The organism is Piscinibacter gummiphilus, assembly GCF_002116905.1.
GTDB lineage: Bacteria > Pseudomonadota > Gammaproteobacteria > Burkholderiales > Burkholderiaceae_C > Rhizobacter > Rhizobacter gummiphilus.
In genome coordinates, this window is sequence record NZ_CP015118.1 from 5,285,109 (window position 1) to 5,302,850 (window position 17,742).

Annotated in this window: 17 protein-coding genes; 11 read left to right on the forward strand and 6 right to left on the reverse strand. The window is 67.7% G+C overall.

Annotated elements, in window-relative coordinates; all coding sequences use genetic code 11:
* The first annotated feature begins 7 nt into the window (after positions 1-7).
* The 10 genes from aroE (at position 8) to A4W93_RS24190 (ending at position 8,104) form a co-directional block, all read left to right on the forward strand.
* On the forward strand, positions 8-841 hold the full coding sequence (gene aroE / locus A4W93_RS24145; RefSeq protein WP_085753037.1) for a shikimate dehydrogenase: 834 nt from the start codon (positions 8-10) through the stop codon (positions 839-841).
* Complete coding sequence (locus A4W93_RS24150; protein WP_085753038.1) at positions 838-1,602, forward strand: transglycosylase domain-containing protein; 765 nt, start codon at positions 838-840, stop codon at positions 1,600-1,602. Before aroE ends, A4W93_RS24150 begins: the two co-directional genes overlap by 4 nt.
* Positions 1,603-1,639: 37 nt before the next feature.
* The gene (locus A4W93_RS24155; RefSeq protein ID WP_085753039.1) at positions 1,640-2,248 is read left to right on the forward strand and encodes a hypothetical protein; all 609 of its coding nucleotides are present in this window, start codon (positions 1,640-1,642) and stop codon (positions 2,246-2,248) included.
* Complete coding sequence (locus A4W93_RS24160; RefSeq protein WP_085753040.1) at positions 2,245-2,766, forward strand: TlpA disulfide reductase family protein; 522 nt, start codon at positions 2,245-2,247, stop codon at positions 2,764-2,766. The genes A4W93_RS24155 and A4W93_RS24160 overlap by 4 nt, the downstream gene beginning before the upstream one ends.
* Before the next feature lie 90 nt (positions 2,767-2,856).
* Positions 2,857-3,306, forward strand: coding sequence for a type II 3-dehydroquinate dehydratase (aroQ, locus tag A4W93_RS24165; protein ID WP_085753041.1), 450 nt, complete (start codon positions 2,857-2,859; stop codon positions 3,304-3,306).
* 90 nt (positions 3,307-3,396) lie between these two features.
* On the forward strand, positions 3,397-3,864 hold the full coding sequence (gene accB, locus A4W93_RS24170; RefSeq protein WP_085753042.1) for an acetyl-CoA carboxylase biotin carboxyl carrier protein: 468 nt from the start codon (positions 3,397-3,399) through the stop codon (positions 3,862-3,864).
* 7 nt (positions 3,865-3,871) lie between these two features.
* Positions 3,872-5,221 carry an acetyl-CoA carboxylase biotin carboxylase subunit gene (accC, locus tag A4W93_RS24175; protein WP_085753043.1) on the forward strand — a complete coding sequence of 450 codons (1,350 nt, stop codon included), beginning with the start codon at positions 3,872-3,874 and terminating at the stop codon, positions 5,219-5,221.
* Entirely contained in the window at positions 5,221-6,126 is a 906-nt protein-coding gene (prmA, locus tag A4W93_RS24180; protein ID WP_085753044.1) for a 50S ribosomal protein L11 methyltransferase, read from the forward strand. The genes accC and prmA overlap by 1 nt, the downstream gene beginning before the upstream one ends.
* Before the next feature lie 22 nt (positions 6,127-6,148).
* Positions 6,149-7,153: a zinc-ribbon and DUF3426 domain-containing protein gene (locus tag A4W93_RS30145; protein ID WP_085753045.1), complete on the forward strand. Its 1,005-nt coding sequence runs from the start codon at positions 6,149-6,151 to the stop codon at positions 7,151-7,153.
* Positions 7,154-7,201: 48 nt separating this feature from the next.
* The gene (locus tag A4W93_RS24190) at positions 7,202-8,104 is read left to right on the forward strand and encodes a carbohydrate kinase family protein (protein WP_085753046.1); all 903 of its coding nucleotides are present in this window, start codon (positions 7,202-7,204) and stop codon (positions 8,102-8,104) included.
* 9 nt (positions 8,105-8,113) lie between these two features.
* Here A4W93_RS24190 and A4W93_RS24195 read toward each other — a convergent pair whose 3' ends face one another.
* Complete coding sequence (locus tag A4W93_RS24195; protein ID WP_085753047.1) at positions 8,114-8,422, reverse strand: DUF167 domain-containing protein; 309 nt, start codon at positions 8,420-8,422, stop codon at positions 8,114-8,116.
* A 373-nt stretch (positions 8,423-8,795) separates the two neighbouring features.
* Here A4W93_RS24195 and A4W93_RS24200 point away from each other — a divergent pair, with 373 nt between their 5' ends.
* Positions 8,796-9,791, forward strand: coding sequence for an IS110 family RNA-guided transposase (locus A4W93_RS24200; RefSeq protein ID WP_085749163.1), 996 nt, complete (start codon positions 8,796-8,798; stop codon positions 9,789-9,791).
* A gap of 100 nt (positions 9,792-9,891) precedes the next feature.
* Here the strand turns inward: A4W93_RS24200 and A4W93_RS24205 are convergent, their stop codons facing one another.
* The 5 genes from A4W93_RS24205 to A4W93_RS24225 form a co-directional block, all read right to left on the reverse strand.
* Entirely contained in the window at positions 9,892-10,473 is a 582-nt protein-coding gene (locus A4W93_RS24205) for a histone H1-like DNA-binding protein (protein WP_085753048.1), read from the reverse strand.
* A 220-nt stretch (positions 10,474-10,693) separates the two neighbouring features.
* A complete protein-coding gene (locus A4W93_RS24210) occupies positions 10,694-11,905 on the reverse strand; it encodes a ribonucleotide-diphosphate reductase subunit beta (protein WP_085753049.1) in 1,212 nt (403 codons plus the stop codon).
* Positions 11,906-12,120: 215 nt separating this feature from the next.
* Positions 12,121-15,024, reverse strand: coding sequence for a ribonucleoside-diphosphate reductase subunit alpha (locus tag A4W93_RS24215; protein WP_085753050.1), 2,904 nt, complete (start codon positions 15,022-15,024; stop codon positions 12,121-12,123).
* A 561-nt stretch (positions 15,025-15,585) separates the two neighbouring features.
* A complete protein-coding gene (ampD, locus tag A4W93_RS24220) occupies positions 15,586-16,167 on the reverse strand; it encodes a 1,6-anhydro-N-acetylmuramyl-L-alanine amidase AmpD (RefSeq protein ID WP_257790067.1) in 582 nt (193 codons plus the stop codon).
* A 4-nt stretch (positions 16,168-16,171) separates the two neighbouring features.
* Positions 16,172-17,740: a sigma-54-dependent transcriptional regulator gene (locus tag A4W93_RS24225; RefSeq protein WP_085753051.1), complete on the reverse strand. Its 1,569-nt coding sequence runs from the start codon at positions 17,738-17,740 to the stop codon at positions 16,172-16,174.
* Positions 17,741-17,742 lie beyond the last annotated feature (2 nt).

The window sequence follows — 17,742 nt, forward strand, 5'->3', positions numbered from 1 at the left end:
CCCCGCCATGTTCCGCTACGTCATCGCCGGCAACCCGGTCGAACACAGCCAGTCGCCGTTCATCCACGCCCGCTTCGCCGAACAGACCGGCCAGCCCGTCGCCTACGACCGGCTGCTGTGCCCGCTCGACGCGTTCGCGCCCACGATCCAGGCCTTCGCCGACGGCGGCGGCTCGGGCTGCAACATCACCGTGCCGTTCAAGTTCGACGCCTTCGCGATGGCGAAGCGCACGAGCGAACGCGCGGCGCTCGCCGAAGCCGCCAACGTGCTGCGGTTCGACACCGACGGCTGGTACGCCGACAACACCGACGGCATCGGCCTCGTGCGCGACATCGAACGCAACGCCGGCATCCCGCTCGCGGGCAAGCGCGTGCTGCTGGTGGGCGCCGGTGGCGCGTCGTCGGGCGCGCTCGGCCCGCTGCTGCAGGCCGGCCCGGCCGAACTCGTGCTGGCCAACCGCACCGTGGCGAAGGCCCAGACCCTGGTCGACCGCCATGCCGCGGTGGCCGCGGCGAGCGGCACGCACCTCGTGGCGCGGGGTCTCGACGAACCGGGCACCGCCTTCGACGTGGTGATCAACGCCAGTGCGTCCAGCATGGCCGGCGCCGGCATCCCCGTGTCGTCCGCCGTGCTCAAGCCCGGCACGCTGGCCCTCGACATGATGTACGGCCCGGCGGCCCGCGGGTTCATCGACTGGGCCACGTCCTTCGGCGCCGTGGGGCGCGACGGCATCGGCATGCTGGTCGAGCAGGCCGGCGAGGCCTTTTTCGTGTGGCGCGGGATCCGGCCCGACACGGCGCCCGTGCTGAAGGCGCTGCGCGAGAAGGTCGACGCGAAGTGAGATCGTTCGGCCGCCTCGTGGGGCTGCTGGTGGTGTCCCTGCTGGCGCTGCAGCTGTTCTTCGCGGCGCGCATCGCCCTGATGGCCGTGGTCGACCCGCAGTCCACCACGTTCCAGCGTTCCGAGATGTGGCGGCTGCTCACCGAGCAGGGCCAGATCGCCTGGGCCCAGGAGTGGGTGCCCGACGAGCGCATCTCCCACCACCTGAAGCGGGCGGTGATCGCGTCCGAGGACGCCACGTTCACCGACCACGGCGGCGTGGACTGGGATGCGCTCGAGAAGGCCTGGGAGAAGAACCAGAAGGCCGAGGCCCGCGCCGACAAGCTCAACCTGCGCGAGGAACAGAAGCAGGCGAAGAAGCCCGCCGCGACGCCGGCCCGCCGGGCCGAGCCGAAGGTGATCGGCGGCTCCACCATCACCCAGCAGCTCGCGAAGAACCTGTTCCTCGCCGGCGAGCGCAGCCTCGCCCGCAAGGGGCAGGAGATCGTCATCACCTTCATGCTGGAGGCGGTGCTGTCGAAGCAGCGCATCCTCGAGATCTATTTGAACAACGTCGAATGGGGCGAAGGGGTGTTCGGAGCCGAAGCGGCCGCCCGGCACTACTTCCGCGTCCCGGCCTCCGCCCTCGGCACCTACCAGGCCGCCCGGCTGGCGGTGATGCTGCCGGCGCCCAAGCGCTTCGAGAAGCGCCCGGGCTCGCCGTACGTGCTCGGGCGGGCGGCGACGATCCAGGCGCGGATGGGGGCGGTCGAGTTGCCCTGAGGCCCGAACGGCCGGCGCCCGTCGCTAGAATCCCGCGATGGCATCCACCCTGACCGCCGAACTGGCGAGCGCCGCCGCGCGGCTGATCGTCGAGGAAGGCATGGAGTACGGGCCCGCGAAACGCCGGGCCGCCCGTGTGCTGGGCCGCGCTTCCGTGCGCCCGGCCGAACTGCCCGACAACGACCTGGTGGAAGACGAGGTGCGCGCGTACCTGGCCCTCTTCTGCGCCGACACCCAGCCCGCCGAGCTGCGCGCGCTGCGCGAGACCGCGGCCACCTGGATGGAACGGCTGCAGGCCTTCCGGCCCCACCTGACCGGCGCCGTCTGGCGCGGCACCGCCACCCGGCTCAACAGCATCCACCTGCAACTCTTCTGCGACGACTCGAAGGAAGCGGAGATCTTCCTGCTGGACCGCCGCGTCGAGTTCGACGTCGGCAGCGTCGACGGTCCCCGCAACCGCCCGATCGACGTGCTGAGCTTCGCGGTGCCGAACGCGGAACTCGGCGAGCTGGTCACGCTCCACCTGAGCATCCTCGACTTCGACGACCTGCGGGGCGCGCTGAAGGCCGACACCCAGGGCCGCACCGAACGCGGCGACCTGCCGGCCCTGCGCCGCCTCCTCCAGGACACCCCGCCCACCCCATGAACCGACGACACCTCCTGATCAGCGGCGCGGCCGTGGCCGCCGTCGGCGCGGGCGCCGGCCTCGCCTGGTGGCAGCAGCGCCCCTCCGCCCCCGGCCCGGAAGCCGCGCTCTGGCGCATGCAGTTCGACGCGCCGGCTGGCGGCACGCTGCCGATGTCGTCCCTCCAGGGCAAGCCGCTGCTGCTCAACTTCTGGGCCACCTGGTGCGCGCCGTGCGTCAAGGAGATGCCGATGCTGGACGCGTTCCAGCGCGCGCAGGCGGCCGCCGGATGGCAAGTGGTGGGCCTGGCAGTCGACGGGCCCACTCCCGTGAGAGAATTCCTCGCCGCGCGGTCGATCGGGTTCAAGATCGGGCTCGCGGGCATGGAAGGGGTCGAACTGTCGCGATCGCTCGGCAACGCCAACGGCGGGTTGCCCTTCAGCGTGGTGTTCGACCGCGAGGGCCGGGTGGTGGACCGCAAACTCGGAGCCTTGACCGAAGAAAACCTGGCCGATTGGGCCAAACGGGTGAACGCGTAAGCCCTGTCCGACAAGAATTTCAAGAATTGCGGCCAAAAGCGCCTAAAGCGCGTAAAGTTCAGCCTTCGCAAATTCCACGGCGCTGACGCAATGGCAGTTCTCGTTCTTCACGGCCCCAACCTCAACCTGCTCGGCACCCGCGAGCCGACGGTGTATGGGTCGGTGACTTTGGAACAGATCAATGCCGAATTGACGAAATTGGGCGCGGATGCCGGAGTGGAGGTGAAAACCTTCCAGAGCAACCACGAAGGCGCCCTCGTCGACCGCGTGCAGGCCGCTCGCACCGACGGCACCACGTTCATCGTGATCAACCCCGCCGCCTACACCCACACCAGTGTCGCGCTGCGCGACGCGCTGGCGGGCGTGGCGATCCCGTTCATCGAAGTGCACCTGTCGAACGTGCACCGCCGCGAACCGTTCCGGCATCATTCGTACTTTTCCGACCTGGCCGACGGCATCATCGTCGGCCTCGGACACAAGGGCTACCGCCTGGCACTGGGTCACGCGATCGAACGCGACCTCGCCAGCCGCCCTGCCTGACCGGCTCTCACCAGACCCTTACAAGCCGGTGCGACCGCGCCCCGCGGCGACACCCGGCCTCCTCGAACAAAGACTGCAGTTGGAGAACTCATGGACCTGCGCAAACTGAAGACCCTGATCGACCTCGTGTCGGAGTCGAACATCTCTGAACTCGAGATCACCGAAGCGGATGGCAAGGTGCGCATCGTGAAGGCGGACCCGAACGCGGCCGTGGTGATGACCGCAGCCCCGGTGGTCCAGCAGGCTGCCGTGCCCGCACCGGTGGCCGCTCCCGCGGTTGCCGCCGCCGCGCCGGCCGTCGCCGCAGCCCCGGCCGAACCCGCCGGCCACACGGTCAAGTCGCCGATGGTCGGCACGTTCTATGGCGCGGCCAGCCCGGGCGCGAAGCCCTTCGTGGAAGTGGGCACCGTGGTCAAGGAAGGCCAGGCCATCTGCATCATCGAAGCCATGAAGATCATGAACGAGATCGAAGCCGACAAGTCCGGCACGGTCACGAAGGTGATGTGCGAGAACGGCCAGGCCGTCGAGTTCGGTCAGCCGCTGTTCATCATCGAGTAAGCGCGGCATGTTCAAGAAGATCCTCATTGCCAACCGCGGGGAGATCGCGCTGCGAATCCAGCGCGCCTGCCGCGAGATGGGCGTCAAGTCCGTCGTCGTCTACTCCGAGGCCGACCGGGACGCCAAGTACGTCAAGCTCGCCGACGAGGCCGTCTGCATCGGCCCCGCCGCCTCGGCCCAGAGCTACCTCAACATGCCGGCGATCATCTCGACGGCCGAGGTCACCGACGCGGAAGCCATCCACCCCGGCTACGGCTTCCTGTCCGAGAACGCCGACTTCGCCGAGCGGGTCGAGCAGAGCGGCTTCACGTTCATCGGCCCCACGCCAGAATCCATCCGGATCATGGGCGACAAGGTCTCGGCCAAGCAGGCCATGATCAAGGCCGGTGTGCCGTGCGTGCCCGGCTCCGAAGGTGCCCTGCCCGAAGACCCGAAGGAGATCATCCGCCAGGCCCGCGCCATCGGCTACCCGGTGATCATCAAGGCCGCGGGCGGCGGCGGTGGCCGCGGCATGCGTGTCGTGCACACCGAGGCCGCGCTGATCCACGCCGTGCAGACCACGCGCAGCGAAGCCGGTGCCGCGTTCGGCAACCCGGCGGTCTACATGGAGAAGTTCCTCGAGAACCCGCGCCACATCGAGATCCAGATCCTCGCCGACGAGCACAAGAACGCCGTCTGGCTGGGCGAGCGCGACTGCTCCATGCAGCGCCGCCACCAGAAGATCATCGAGGAAGCCCCGGCGCCGGGCATCCCGCGCCGCGTGATCGAGAAGATCGGCGACCGCTGCGCCGCCGCGTGCAAGCGCATCGGCTACCGCGGGGCCGGCACGTTCGAGTTCCTCTACGAGAACGGCGAGTTCTACTTCATCGAGATGAACACCCGCGTGCAGGTGGAGCACCCGGTGACCGAACTCGTGACCGGCATCGACATCGTGCAGATGCAGATCCGCGTCGCGGCCGGCGAGAAGCTGCCGTTCACGCAGCGCCAGATCCAGATGCACGGCCACGCCATCGAGTGCCGCGTCAACGCCGAGGACCCGTACAAGTTCACGCCGTCGCCCGGCCGCATCACCGCCTGGCACGCGCCGGGTGGCCCGGGCGTGCGCGTCGACTCGCATGCGTACACGAACTACTTCGTGCCGCCCAACTACGACTCGATGATCGGCAAGATCATCACGCACGGCGACACGCGCGAGCAGGCCATCGCCCGCATGCGCATCGCGCTGTCCGAGACGGTCGTCGAAGGCATCCTGACCAACATCCCGCTGCACCGCGAGCTGATGGTCGACGCGAAGTTCGTCGAAGGCGGCACCAGCATCCATTACCTCGAAGGCTGGATGAGCCAGCACAAGCGCTGATGATCGAACTGCTGCTCCTGGTGCCGGAGGACCTCGTCGAGTCCGTGTCCGATGCGTTGATGGACGAACTCGAGGCCCTGTCGGTGTCGGTGGAAGACGCCGATGCCGACACCGATGCCGAACGCGCGCTGTTCGGCGAACCGGGCATGCCCCCGCCCAGCGCGGGCTGGCAGCGTTCGGTCGTGACCGCGCTGTTCGCCGACGAGGACGTCGCCACCGAAGCCGCCACGCTGCTGCTCGCCCAGGACTGGGCGCAGGAGAAGGTGCACGTGCAGGCCATGCGTCCGGTCGTCGAGCAGGACTGGGTGCGGCTCACGCAGTCGCAGTTCTCGCCGGTCGAGATCACGCCGTCGTTCTGGATCGTGCCCACGTGGCATGAGCCGCCGGCCGCTGCCGAGCGCTTCATCCGCCTCGACCCGGGCCTCGCCTTCGGCACCGGCACGCACCCCACCACGCGCATGTGCCTGCGCTGGATCGCCAACCAGGCGCCGACGTTCTCGGGCTCGTGGTCGCGCGTGCTCGACTACGGCTGCGGCTCGGGCATCCTCGCCATCGGCGCGGCGCTGCATGGCGGCCGCGACATCGACGCGGTCGACATCGACGAGGCGGCCGTGATCTCCACCAACGCCAACGCGGCGGCCAACGGCGTCACGCTGAAGGCGGCGCTGCCCGACGGTGCGTCCGGCACGTACCCGCTCGTGCTGGCCAACATCCTCGCGACACCGCTCAAGCTGCTGGCCCCGCTGCTGTGCGGACACGTCGCCCCCGGCGGTCACCTCGTGCTCGCCGGCATCCTGGAACGACAGGCCGACGAACTGAAGGCCGCCTACGCACCGTGGTGCGACCTCGAGGTCAGCGACAGCGAGGACGGCTGGATCCTGATGACGGCCCGGCTGAAACCGTGATGGCGCGTGGCAAAATTTCGCCATGAGCCTGGCCACCCGTTGCACCGCCTGCGGTACCGTCTTCCGAGTCGTCCAGGACCAGCTCAAGGTCTCCGAAGGCTGGGTGCGGTGCGGCCGGTGTGACCAGGTCTTCAACGCCATCGAAGGGCTGTTCGACCTCGAACGCGACGCCCCGCCCGACTGGAACCCGCCCCCCGCGCCACCGCAGCCGCCGGCCTCGACCATCACGTCGGCCTACCGCGCGCCCGTCGAACAGCCCGAGGACGAGGACGTCTTCAGCCTGAGCGACGAGGACCGCATCCACTCGCGCTTCTTCCAGCCCGAGCAGGACGACGTCTCGCAGACGCCTGCCCAGAACATCGCCGAACGCGACCGCGTCGACTTCGCCGACGCCCAGTTCAACGACGCGCTGATCGCCGACGTCGAGGCCGACAACCCGTCCACCGAACGCCCGCCGGTCGAGGAAGAACCACCGCCGCCGAAAAAGCGCAGCACGTCGTCGAAGTCGGCCAAGGCCTCGCCCGGCTTCCTCCGCGACGCCAAGCGCAAGGCGCGCTGGCGCAGCCCGCGCGTGCGCTTCGGGCTCTCGCTGCTCGTGCTGCTGCTGTCGGCCACGCTCGCAGGCCAGGCCGCACTGCACTTCCGCGACGTCGTGGCCACCCGCTGGCCGGCCGCACGCCCGGCGCTGGTGGCCGCGTGCGAACAGCTGGGCTGCTCGGTGGGCCTGCCGCGCCGCATCGACGACCTGTCGGTGGAAAGCAGCGCGCTCTCGCCGGCGAACGGCGGCGGGTATCGCCTGTCGGTGGTGCTGCGCAACCGCGGCCACATGGACCTCGCGCTGCCCTCGATCGACCTCACGCTCACCGACTCCGAAGGCCAGATGGTCTCGCGGCGCGCGCTCTCGCCCGCCGACTTCCGCATCCAGCCGGCCCACCTCGCAGCCGGCGCCGAAGCCACGCTGCAACTGGTGCTCGCGGCCGAGGGGCCGCGCGTGAGCGGCTACACCGTCGAAATCTTCTATCCTTGACCCCCCAGGCGGCCACCCGATGCCGCCGCCACCACGGAGACCCCTCCCATGTCAGCCCTGATCTGCGGCTCGCTCGCATACGACACCATCACCACGTTCCCGGGCCGTTTCGCCCAGCAGATCCTGCCCGAGCAGTTGCACATCCTGAACGTGTCGTTCCTCGTGCCCACGCTGCGCCGCGAGTTCGGCGGCTGCGCCGGCAACATCGCCTACACGCTCGCGAAGCTCGGCGGTGACCCGCTGATCATGGCCGCGGCCGGTCCCGACGCGCAGGACTACCTGGCCCGCGTGAAGTCGTGGGGCGCGAGCACCGACCTGATCCGCGTGATCGAGGACAGCTACACCGCGCAGGCGATCATCATCACCGACACGGACAACAACCAGATCACCGCGTTCCACCCCGGCGCGATGCAGCAGGCGCACCTGACCGCCGTGCCCACCGACCGCGACATCCGCGTCGCCATCGTGGCCCCGGACGGCCGCGACGCGATGATCCAGCACGCCGCGCAACTCGCCGCCGCGAAGATCCCGTTCATCTTCGACCCGGGCCAGGGCCTGCCGATGTTCGACGGCAACGACCTGAAGACCTTCGTCTCGCAGGCCACGTGGGTCGCCGTGAACGACTACGAAGGCAAGATGCTGTGCGACCGCACGGGCCACACGCTCGAGTCGCTCTCGCGCTCCCACCTGAAGGGCGTGATCGTGACCCTCGGCGCCGAGGGCTGCGAACTGTGGGAACAGGGCGTGCGCACGCACATCCCGGGCGTGAAGGCCACCGAGGTCCTCGACCCCACCGGCTGCGGCGACGCCTTCCGCGGCGCCCTGCTCTTCGGCCTGGAACGCGGCTGGCCGCTCGCCAAGTGCATCGAACTCGGCAACCGCATCGGCGCGCTCAAGATCGCGCAGCGCGGCGGACAGAACCACACGATCGACCCGTCGATCGCGGCCTGATCGCAGGCCTCACTCGGGCGAGGCCACTCGCCCGAGCCACGCGGCCACCGTGTCCGCGGGCACGTCCAGCGCGAGCTGCTTGCGCTTGGACGTGTCGCCGCGTTGCAGCGTGACCGCGCTGCGCGCCACGTCGAGTTCCGCGGCAACCCATTTCAGCAAGGCTTCGTTCGCCGCACCATCGACCGGCGGTGCGGCGAGGCGGATGCGCAGCGCATCGCCATGCAGGCCCATGCACGCGGTGCGCTTGGCATTGGGCGCGACGAGCACGTCGAGCAGGCTGCCCGTGCGGGTCGTGTGAAGGCAGGGCCAGGAGGTCATCTCGAAGTGGCGCAGTGGATCCCGGCGTTCGCCGGGATGACGAGTATCCCAGGGCGAGCGCAGCGACGCCCCGAAGCGAGAACGCGTTCGCGGGGAGGCGAAGCCGACAGATCAAGCCACCCGCGAGGACGGGTCTCCCGGCCGACCCGGGGCGCCCCTTGTATGTTTGTCTTGTATGTTTGTCTTGAGGCTTGACTGCCGCACCGAGTCGGCAGAGAACCTCGATTGTGGAGGTTTGCAGCGCCGTGCATATCCAGTCGCCCCTCTGAGACCTTGATCTCGCCCCCAAGCAGTCGTGAGTGCACGGTTCTGCGTTTGTCTCCAAGCCCGAACAGTTACCTGAACGCACTTCGTATGTTGCAAGGATGGGACTATGACAAACGCTGCTGTTTCCGACACTCCGGCAGTCGCCGCAGGTGAGTTCATCGGCATCGATGTGGCCAAGGCCAAGTTCGACTGGAACACTCATGGCTCTGCCGTTTCTCACTCTGCCTGCAACGACTCTGTCGGATTCGAGTTGCTTTGGCAGGATTTGCGCGACCGACAGATCAACTTGATCGTGGTTGAAGCCACCGGGGGCCTTGAAAACGCCCTCATCGGCTTTCTCATCGGCCAAGGCTTGTCCGTGTCCCGCGTGAACCCGCGCGCGGCCAGGGAGTTCGCTCGCAGCCAGGGTCACCTGGCCAAGACGGATGCCATCGACGCCAGGGCGCTCTCGCATTACGCCCACACCCTGGCGCACAAGGCGAATCAGGCCGGCATTCGCTTCGTACCCGTGCCAGAGCAGGTCGAGGCCTTGCGGGTCCTGATTGTTCGCCGTCACCAGCTGCTGGACATGCGAACGGCCGAAAGGAATCGCCGCGCCGGGGCCATGCGCGTGCTACGCAAGAGCATCGATGCCGTGATCCTCACGCTCAACGAGCAGATCGCCGCGCTCAACGACGACATCCACACGCACCTGAAGGAACACTTCCAGGAGTTGGACGCACGGTTGGAGAGCATCAAGGGGGTTGCGCAGACCACCAGCGCGACGATGATCGCATTCATGCCCGAACTCGGCACCGTTGGTAGTCGCCGAGCAGCCAAGCTCGCCGGGCTGGCCCCGTTGAACAACGATTCGGGCAAGCAGCGGGGCAAGCGATCGATCTGGGGTGGTCGCAGCATCGTGCGCTGCGCCCTCTACATGGCCACCCTGGCGGCGGTCAGGTTCAATCCGGTGATCAAGGCCTTCTACGTTCGGCTCGTCGGGGCGGGGAAGCCCAAGAAGGTCGCCTTGACCGCCTGTTCCCACAAGCTGCTGCGCATCCTCAACGCCATGGCCCGTACCGGGCAGACCTGGAATCCGGAGATTCACGGCCTGCCGGCTTGACTTCGAACACAGTTGCTCGGGGGCAGGAGCGAAGCGACTGGGGGGCTCCATAAAAAAACCCCGCCGGAGCGGGGTTTCATGCAGAGCGTTGCTCCGATCCTCAGGGCTTGGCGCCCGTGGGGAACGGCCACGCAGCGGCGGGGCTCAGGGCCGTCTTCGCAGCGGGAGCAGCGACCGGCTTCGCAGCGGCGGGCGCAGCGGGCGCAGCGGCAGGCTTCGCAGCGGCAGGCTTGGCAGCAGCCTTCTTGGCAGCGGGCTTCTTCGCAGCCGGCTTGGCAGCGGGCTTCGCAGCAGCCTTCTTGGCGGGGGCCTTCTTCGCAGCGGCCTTCTTCGCAGGCGCAGCCTTCTTGGCAGCAGGCGCCTTCTTGGCCGCGGCCTTCTTGGCCGGTGCGGCCTTCTTCGCAGCGGCCTTCTTCGCCGGTGCTGCCTTCTTGGCGACGACCTTCTTGGCCGCGGCCTTCTTCGCCGGTGCCGCCTTCTTGGCGACGACCTTCTTCGCAGCGGCCTTCTTCGCCGGTGCTGCCTTCTTGGCGACGACCTTCTTGGCCGCAACCTTCTTCGCCGGCGCCTTCTTGGCGGCAGCCTTCTTGGCCGGGGCGGCCTTCTTCACAGCGGCCTTCTTCGCCGGAGCGGCCTTCTTCGCCGCGACTTTCTTGGCCGGAGCCTTCTTTGCAGTTGCCATTACATTTCTCCTTGATCAAGTTGAAAAAACACTGCCTTGCGCCAGCGGAGGTGCCGGCTCAAGCCAGTTATCCATCACCCGAAAGTCTGCCCAGGAGGGGCGCCCCGGTGCGATGAATGGGGTTGCGAATCGAAGGCCGCCGCTTCTGCGTCGGTCGGCCTCGATCCGCGAATCTTGATCCTTTACATGACCTGTTGCTGCTTGGCCCAGCCAGCGAACGTCAGTCCCAGGAGAGCGCGCCACCGGATTGATACTCGATGACACGCGTCTCGAAGAAGTTGCGCTCCTTTTTCAGGTCGATCATTTCGCTCATCCACGGGAACGGGTTTTCCTCGTTCGGGAAGAGCTCTTCCAAACCAATCTGTTGCGCACGCCGGTTGGCGATGTAGCGCAGGTAACCCTTGAACATGGATGCGTTCAGACCCAGCACGCCACGCGGCATGGTGTCTTCGGCATAGCGGTACTCGAGTTCGACGGCGTGCAGGAACAGCGCCTTGATCTCGGCCTTGAACTCCGCGGTCCAGAGGTGCGGGTTCTCGAGCTTGAGCTGGTTGATGAGGTCGATGCCGAAGTTGCAGTGCATCGACTCGTCGCGGAGGATGTACTGGTACTGCTCGGCGGCGCCGGTCATCTTGTTCTGGCGGCCCAGCGCGAGGATCTGGGTGAAGCCGACGTAGAAGAACAGGCCTTCCATCAGGCACGCGAACACGATCAGCGACTTCAGCAGCGTCTGGTCGTTCTGCGGGGTGCCCGTGTGGAAGTTCGGGTCCATGATCGCGTCGATGAACGGGATCAGGAACTCGTCCTTGTCACGGATGGACTTGACCTCGTTGTACGCGTTGAAGATCTCGCTCTCGTCGAGGCCGAGCGATTCGACGATGTACTGGTAGGCGTGCGTGTGGATCGCTTCCTCGAAGGCCTGGCGCAGCAGGAACTGGCGGCATTCGGGGGCCGTGATGTGGCGGTAGGTGCCCAGCACGATGTTGTTCGCGGCGAGCGAGTCGGCGGTGACGAAGAAGCCGAGGTTGCGCTTGATGATGCGGCGCTCGTCTTCGCTCAGGCCGTTCGGGTCTTTCCACAGCGCGATGTCGCGCGACATGTTGACCTCTTGCGGCATCCAGTGGTTCGCGCACGTGGCGAGGTACTTCTCCCACGCCCACTTGTACTTGAACGGGACCAGCTGGTTGACGTCGGTCTTGCCGTTGATGATGCGCTTGTCGGCGGCCTTCACGCGATGGCCGGCGGGTGCCGACGAAGCGGCAACGGGCGCAACAGCGGAGGTCGATGCAGTCGAAGGAAGCGTGGAGGACACGGCGGACTGCAGTGCGGGTGCTGCGAACTCAGACGACGACGGCTCGTTGCGCAGCGGCGCCGCAGCGCCGTTCGCCGTGTGAGAGATCGAGGGTTGAAGGTCTTCTTCCCAAACCAACATATTGAAAATTCCCGTACGTTTGAATTATGAGAGTGTTGCGTTCGAACACCAAGCACTTATTGACATCGCGGCCACTTCGCTGTTGCTGTGTCGCATCGAAACGCGATGCGGTTTTCAACGATGGATGTGATGCGAGCGATGCGTCGGCATGAACGACAGGAGGCTCACGTACCTCGCCTCGCTGTCGTTCGATCACCGTGCTCAGTGGACGATGCTCATTGGCAGGCTTCGCAACCCGGGTCGTCGATCGCGCAGAACTTCACGTCCGTCGCCGCTTCGGTGACCGGCGCGAGCACCGGTGCCGCAGCGACCGCGGCCACGGGTGCCGCGAGCTTCGCGCCGCTGTCGGCACCGCTCGACACCGAGTTCATCTGACCGGCCTTCACCGTCGACTTCTCGGCGTGCGTGGCACCCACCGTGCGGAGGTAGTAGGTGGTCTTGAGACCACGCAGCCACGCAAGCTTGTAGGTCTCGTCGAGCTTCTTGCCCGAGGCGCCGGCCATGTAGATGTTCAGCGACTGGCCCTGGTCGATCCACTTCTGCCGGCGGGCGGCGGCTTCCACGAGCCACTGCGTCTCGATCTCGAACGCGGTGGCGTACAGCGCCTTCAGGTCTTCCGGCACGCGGTCGATGCGGCGCAGCGAACCGTCGAAGTGCTTGAGGTCCATGACCATCACGTCGTCCCACAGGCCGAGCTTCTTCAGGTCGCGCACCAGGTACTCGTTCACGACCGTGAACTCGCCCGACAGGTTCGACTTGACCGACAGGTTGCCGAACGACGGCTCGATCGAGGCGCTGACGCCGATGATGTTCGAGATGGTGGCCGTCGGGGCGATGGCGACCGAGTTCGAGTTGCGCATGCCGTGCTGGCCGATGCGGGCGCGCAGGGCGTCCCAGTCGAGCGACGTGCTGCGGTCCACCTCGACGTAGCCGCCGCGCTGCTCGGCGAGCAGGTTCAGCGAGTCGATCGGGAGGACGCCACGGTCCCACAGCGAACCACGGTACGTGGAGTAGCGGCCGCGTTCCTCGGCCAGCTCGGTGGAGGCCCAGTAGGCGTAGTAGCAGACGGCTTCCATCGACCGGTCGGCGAACTCGACGGCGGCGTCGGAGGCGTACGGCACGCGCAGCTCGTGCAGCGAGTCCTGGAAGCCCATGATGCCCAGGCCGACCGGACGGTGGCGCAGGTTCGAGTCACGGGCCTTCTTGACGGCGTAGTAGTTGATGTCGATCACGTTGTCGAGCATGCGCATCGCCGTGGCGATGGTCTTCTTCAGCTTGGCGTGGTCGATCTGGCCGTCCTTGACGTGCTGGACCAGGTTCACCGAACCGAGGTTGCAGACGGCGATTTCGGTCTCGCTGGTGTTCAGCGTGATCTCGGTGCACAGGTTGCTGGAGTGCACGACACCCACGTGCTGCTGCGGCGAGCGCACGTTGCACGCGTCCTTGAACGTGATCCAGGGGTGGCCTGTCTCGAACAGCATCGAGAGCATGCGGCGCCACAGGTCGGTGGCGCGCATCTTCTTGAAGAGCTTGATCTCGCCGCGGGCGACCTTGTCTTCATACGCGGTGTAGGCGGCCTCGAAGTCCTTGCCGAACTTGTCGTGCAGGTCCGGGCAGGTGCTGGGCGAGAAGAGCGTCCACTCGCCGTTTTCCATCACGCGGCGCATGAACAGGTCGGGAATCCAGTTCGCCGTGTTCATGTCGTGGGTGCGGCGGCGGTCGTCGCCGGTGTTCTTGCGCAGTTCGAGGAATTCCTCGATGTCCAGGTGCCAGCTTTCCAGGTACGCGCAGACGGCGCCCTTGCGCTTGCCGCCCTGGTTCACCGCGACGGCGGTGTCGTTGACGACCTTCAGGAACGGGACGACGCCCTGGCTCTTGCCGTTCGTGCCCTTGATGTGCGAACCGAGCGCGCGGACATTGGTCCAGTCGTTGCCCAGGCCGCCGGCGAACTTCGACAGCAGCGCGTTTTCCTTCAGCGCCTCGTAGATGCCGTCCAGGTCGTCGGCCACGGTGGTCAGGTAGCAGCTGGAGAGCTGCGAGCGGCGGGTGCCCGAGTTGAACAGCGTGGGCGTGGAGCTCATGAAGTCGAACGTCGAGAGGACTTCGTAGAACTCGATGGCGCGGGCTTCGCGGTCGACCTCGTTCAGGGCCAGGCCCATCGCGACGCGCATGTAGAACGCCTGGGGCAGTTCGATGCGGGTGTCCTCGATGTGCAGGAAGTAGCGGTCGTACAGGGTCTGCAGGCCGAGGTAGTCGAACTGCAGGTCACGGTCGGCCTTCAGCGCGTTGCCGAGCTTTTCCAGGTCGTACTGGAGCAGCTTGTCGTCGAGCAGCTCGGCCTTGACGCCCTTCTTGATGTAGCCGGGGAAGTACTCGGCGTAGCGGGTGTGCATTTCCGAATGCAGCAGCTCCTCGCCGATGATTTCCTTGCGGATGGTGTGCAGCAGCAGGCGGGCCGTGGCGCGCGTGTAGCCCGGGTCCTTCTCGATCAGGGTGCGGGCGGCCAGGATGGCGGCCTTGTGCACTTCCTCGATGGGCACGCCGTCGTACAGGTTGCGCTGGGTCTCGGCCAGGATGGGCTCGGGCTTGACGTCCACGCCGAGGTTCGCGCAGGCGGATTCGATCAGCTGCTTGAGGCGGCCGGTGTCGAGCGGCACGCGCACGCCGCGGTCGGTGACCATCAGCGCCGGCTCGGCCGCGCGCTCGGGGATGCCCTGCTTCACGCGCTCCTGCGCGCGGCGCTCGCGGTACAGCACGTAGGCACGCGCCACTTCGTGATGGCCGCCACGCATCAGGCCCAGTTCGACATGGTCCTGCACGTCCTCGATGTGGAACGTGCCGCCACCCGGACGCGAGCGCAGCAGCGCGCGCACCACGGCTTCCGTCAGACCGTCCACCGTCTCGCGCACGCTGGCCGAGGCCGCGCCCTGCGTGCCGTGCACCGCCAGGAACGCTTTCATCAGCGCGACGGCGATCTTGCTCGGCTCGAACGAGACCACCGCGCCGTTGCGGCGGATGATCTGGTAACCCTGGTACGCCGACGAGGCGTGCGAGGGAGCGTCGGCCGGGCGTTGCGCGGTCGGGGCGGACGGGGTGGCGGTGGGTGTGACGGTTTGCATGGGTTTACCTCTTGTTCAATGTCAACAGCAGGAGCGCAGATTCGGATTCGGTGGGGTTCACATCAGGCCGGCGGGCCGCAATGGCGCTGCCACGGAGCGGGCGCTTGGGCACCGGTCCGGAAGATGCGAGTCGCACGGGACAGGAAAAACGGAAAGAGCGGCGGAAAAGAGCGGCTGGACGGTGCCAGGGAGACACCGGGAGCGAACACCACTCCCTTGCGGGACAGACTCGGACCAACCCAGGAGGATCCAACGAGCGTGTGCATGGAGCGGCGTTTTCCAGGGACGAAAGGATAACACGAAGGACACTATATCTGGGGGTTCTTCGAGGTACAAGCACTACCGCTAGCGTGCCACATCACGTCAGGGAGAGTGCACTGCGGCACCCCGGCGGTGCATCGCCGCCTTGATGCGGAGCAGCACTGCCGCACAGGGCCGATCGCAACGGCATTCCATGCCGGCAAGTGGCGCGCCTGCTCGCTCAGGCGGGCATTCGGCCCGCGAGACCGCATGGATGAACGCTTTGCAAAGGCGACCGCCGCACCGTCCCGGTGAAGCGTTTCAACGCGTGCCGCGCACCGCCTCGGGAAAATACCGACCGGGCCAGCCCAGTCGATCGATGAGCGCGGGCCAGTCGAAGCCGGCGCCGGGGTCGAACTTGCGCCCTGGCGCCACGTGCTCGTGGCCGGCCACCGAACGCAGCGGCAGGCGCCGCAGCAGCGCGATCAGCAGGTCGGCGAGGCGCTCGTACTGCACGGGCTCGAAGGTCTCGCCTTCGAGCCCCTCGAGTTCGATGCCGACGGAGTAGTCGTTGCAGTTCTCGCGGCCGAGCCAGCTGGAGCGTCCCGCGTGCCACGCGCGGTCGCGCGTGGAGACGTACTGGACGATGCCGCCGTCGCGGGCCACCACGAAGTGGGCCGAGACCTCCATGCCGCGGATCTCGCCGAAGTACGGGTGGGCGTTCCAGTCGAGGCGGTTCGTGAAAAGCTGCTCGATCTCGCCGCCGCCGTACTGCCCCGGCGGCAGGCTGATGGAGTGCACGACCGCGAGGTCGACCTCCGTGCCCTCGGGCCGCGGCCCGAAGTTGGGCGACACGCAGTGGCGCACGCCCGACATCCAGCCGGAATCGTCGAGCGTCAGCAAGGGGTCAACCCTCGTCGCCCCGGTCGGTGTCGTTGCCGTCGGTGTCACCACCGACGTTCACGCCCAGGCGCGCCATGCGGTAGCGCATCTGGCGCAGCGACAGGCCGAGGCTCGCGCCCGCGGCGGTGCGGTTGTAGCGGTAGCGTTCGAGCGCGCGGTCGAGCACGTCGCGCTCGACCTCGTCGAGGTAGGCGGCGAGGTTCGTGGGCAGCGGCTGCTGCACGGGCGCGGCCGGCCGTGCGGGCTCGGTGCGCACGGGCTCCGGCTCGGCGGGCAGGCGCAGTTCCGGCTCGCCCTGGCCGAGGGCCAGCTCGGGCACGCCGAGGTCGGCCACGCCGATGGTCTCGGCGCCGGTGAGGGCCACCGCGCGGTGCAGCAGGTTCTCGAGTTCGCGCACGTTGCCCGGGAAGCCGTAGCGGCTCAGGTGCAGCAGGCCCTCGCGGGACACGCGCGGCGCGGGCGATACGCCGGCATCGCGCGCGATGCGGTCGAGCACCCGTTCGCAGATGGACGGCAGGTCTTCCAGCCGCTCGCGCAGTGCGGGCACGCGGATCTGGATCACGTTCAGGCGGTAGTACAAGTCCTGGCGGAACCGGCCGGCATGCACCTCCGCGCCCAGGTCCTTGTGGGTGGCACTGACGAGGCGCACGTTGACCGCCTGTTCCGTCACCGCCCCCACCGGTCGCACCGACCGTTCCTGGATGGCGCGCAGCAGCTTGCTCTGCATCGCGAGCGGCAACTCGCCGATCTCGTCGAGGAACAGCGTGCCGCCGTCGGCCGCCTGGAAGAAGCCCTCGCGGTCGTCGGCGGCGCCGGTGAACGCGCCCTTGCGGTAGCCGAAGAACTCGGCCTCGAGCAGGTGTTCCGGGATGGCGCTGCAGTTGACCGCGATGAACGGCTCCTCGCCGCGCGGGCTCACTTCGTGGATGGCGCGGGCCACGAGTTCCTTGCCGGTGCCGGACTCGCCGTTGACGAGCACGGGCGCCATGCTGCGCGCGACCTTCTCGACGAGCGCCCTCACCTGCTGGATGGCCGACGACTGCCCCGCCATGCGCGCGAGCGCCGGGCTCAGGGGCGGCGCGGGCGGGTCCGACACGGCCACCGCGGGTCCCGTGGCGAGGCCCTGCGGGAACGGCGCCGCGGGCGCCTTGCCGTTCTCGGACGGCAGGTTCGCCGGCACCACCGTGGGGGAGCCTGCGCCGCGGCCGAGCGCCGAGGCGACGACGGCACGGAACTGCTTCAGGTCGACCGGCTTCGTGAGGTAGTCGTACGCACCGGACTTCAGCGCCTCGACCGCGTTCTCGGCCGAACCATACGCGGTGATGACGATGGCCTTCTCGCGGCGGCCCGCCTCCTCGAGGCGGCGCAGCAGGTCGAGACCGGTTCCATCGGGCAGGCGCATGTCGGTGATGACGGCGCTGTACGTGCGGTCCTTCAGGTGCAGCCAGGCGTCCTCGACGGTGCCGGCGGTCTCGACGTCGTAGCCTTCCCGCAGCAGCGTCAGCTCGTAGAGGGTGCGCAGGTCGGGCTCGTCGTCGATGACCAGCAGGCTGAAATGCGAGGGGGAGCTCATAC

Bases quoted from the DNA above. Each gene is read 5' to 3' on its own strand.
- A4W93_RS24205 (WP_085753048.1), bottom strand. From the start codon at position 10,473: ATGGCAACTGCAAAGAAGGCTCCGGCCAAGAAAGTCGCGGCGAAGAAG.
- A4W93_RS24215 (WP_085753050.1), bottom strand. From the start codon at position 15,024: ATGCAAACCGTCACACCCACCGCCACCCCGTCCGCCCCGACCGCGCAA.
- accB (WP_085753042.1), top strand. From the start codon at position 3,397: ATGGACCTGCGCAAACTGAAGACCCTGATCGACCTCGTGTCGGAGTCG.
- A4W93_RS24210 (WP_085753049.1), bottom strand. From the start codon at position 11,905: ATGTTGGTTTGGGAAGAAGACCTTCAACCCTCGATCTCTCACACGGCG.
- aroQ (WP_085753041.1), top strand. From the start codon at position 2,857: ATGGCAGTTCTCGTTCTTCACGGCCCCAACCTCAACCTGCTCGGCACC.
- aroE (WP_085753037.1), top strand. From the start codon at position 8: ATGTTCCGCTACGTCATCGCCGGCAACCCGGTCGAACACAGCCAGTCG.
- prmA (WP_085753044.1), top strand. From the start codon at position 5,221: ATGATCGAACTGCTGCTCCTGGTGCCGGAGGACCTCGTCGAGTCCGTG.
- A4W93_RS24225 (WP_085753051.1), bottom strand. From the start codon at position 17,740: ATGAGCTCCCCCTCGCATTTCAGCCTGCTGGTCATCGACGACGAGCCC.
- A4W93_RS24160 (WP_085753040.1), top strand. From the start codon at position 2,245: ATGAACCGACGACACCTCCTGATCAGCGGCGCGGCCGTGGCCGCCGTC.
- A4W93_RS24200 (WP_085749163.1), top strand. From the start codon at position 8,796: ATGACAAACGCTGCTGTTTCCGACACTCCGGCAGTCGCCGCAGGTGAG.
- A4W93_RS24155 (WP_085753039.1), top strand. From the start codon at position 1,640: ATGGCATCCACCCTGACCGCCGAACTGGCGAGCGCCGCCGCGCGGCTG.
- A4W93_RS30145 (WP_085753045.1), top strand. From the start codon at position 6,149: ATGAGCCTGGCCACCCGTTGCACCGCCTGCGGTACCGTCTTCCGAGTC.
- A4W93_RS24195 (WP_085753047.1), bottom strand. From the start codon at position 8,422: ATGACCTCCTGGCCCTGCCTTCACACGACCCGCACGGGCAGCCTGCTC.
- A4W93_RS24190 (WP_085753046.1), top strand. From the start codon at position 7,202: ATGTCAGCCCTGATCTGCGGCTCGCTCGCATACGACACCATCACCACG.
- accC (WP_085753043.1), top strand. From the start codon at position 3,872: ATGTTCAAGAAGATCCTCATTGCCAACCGCGGGGAGATCGCGCTGCGA.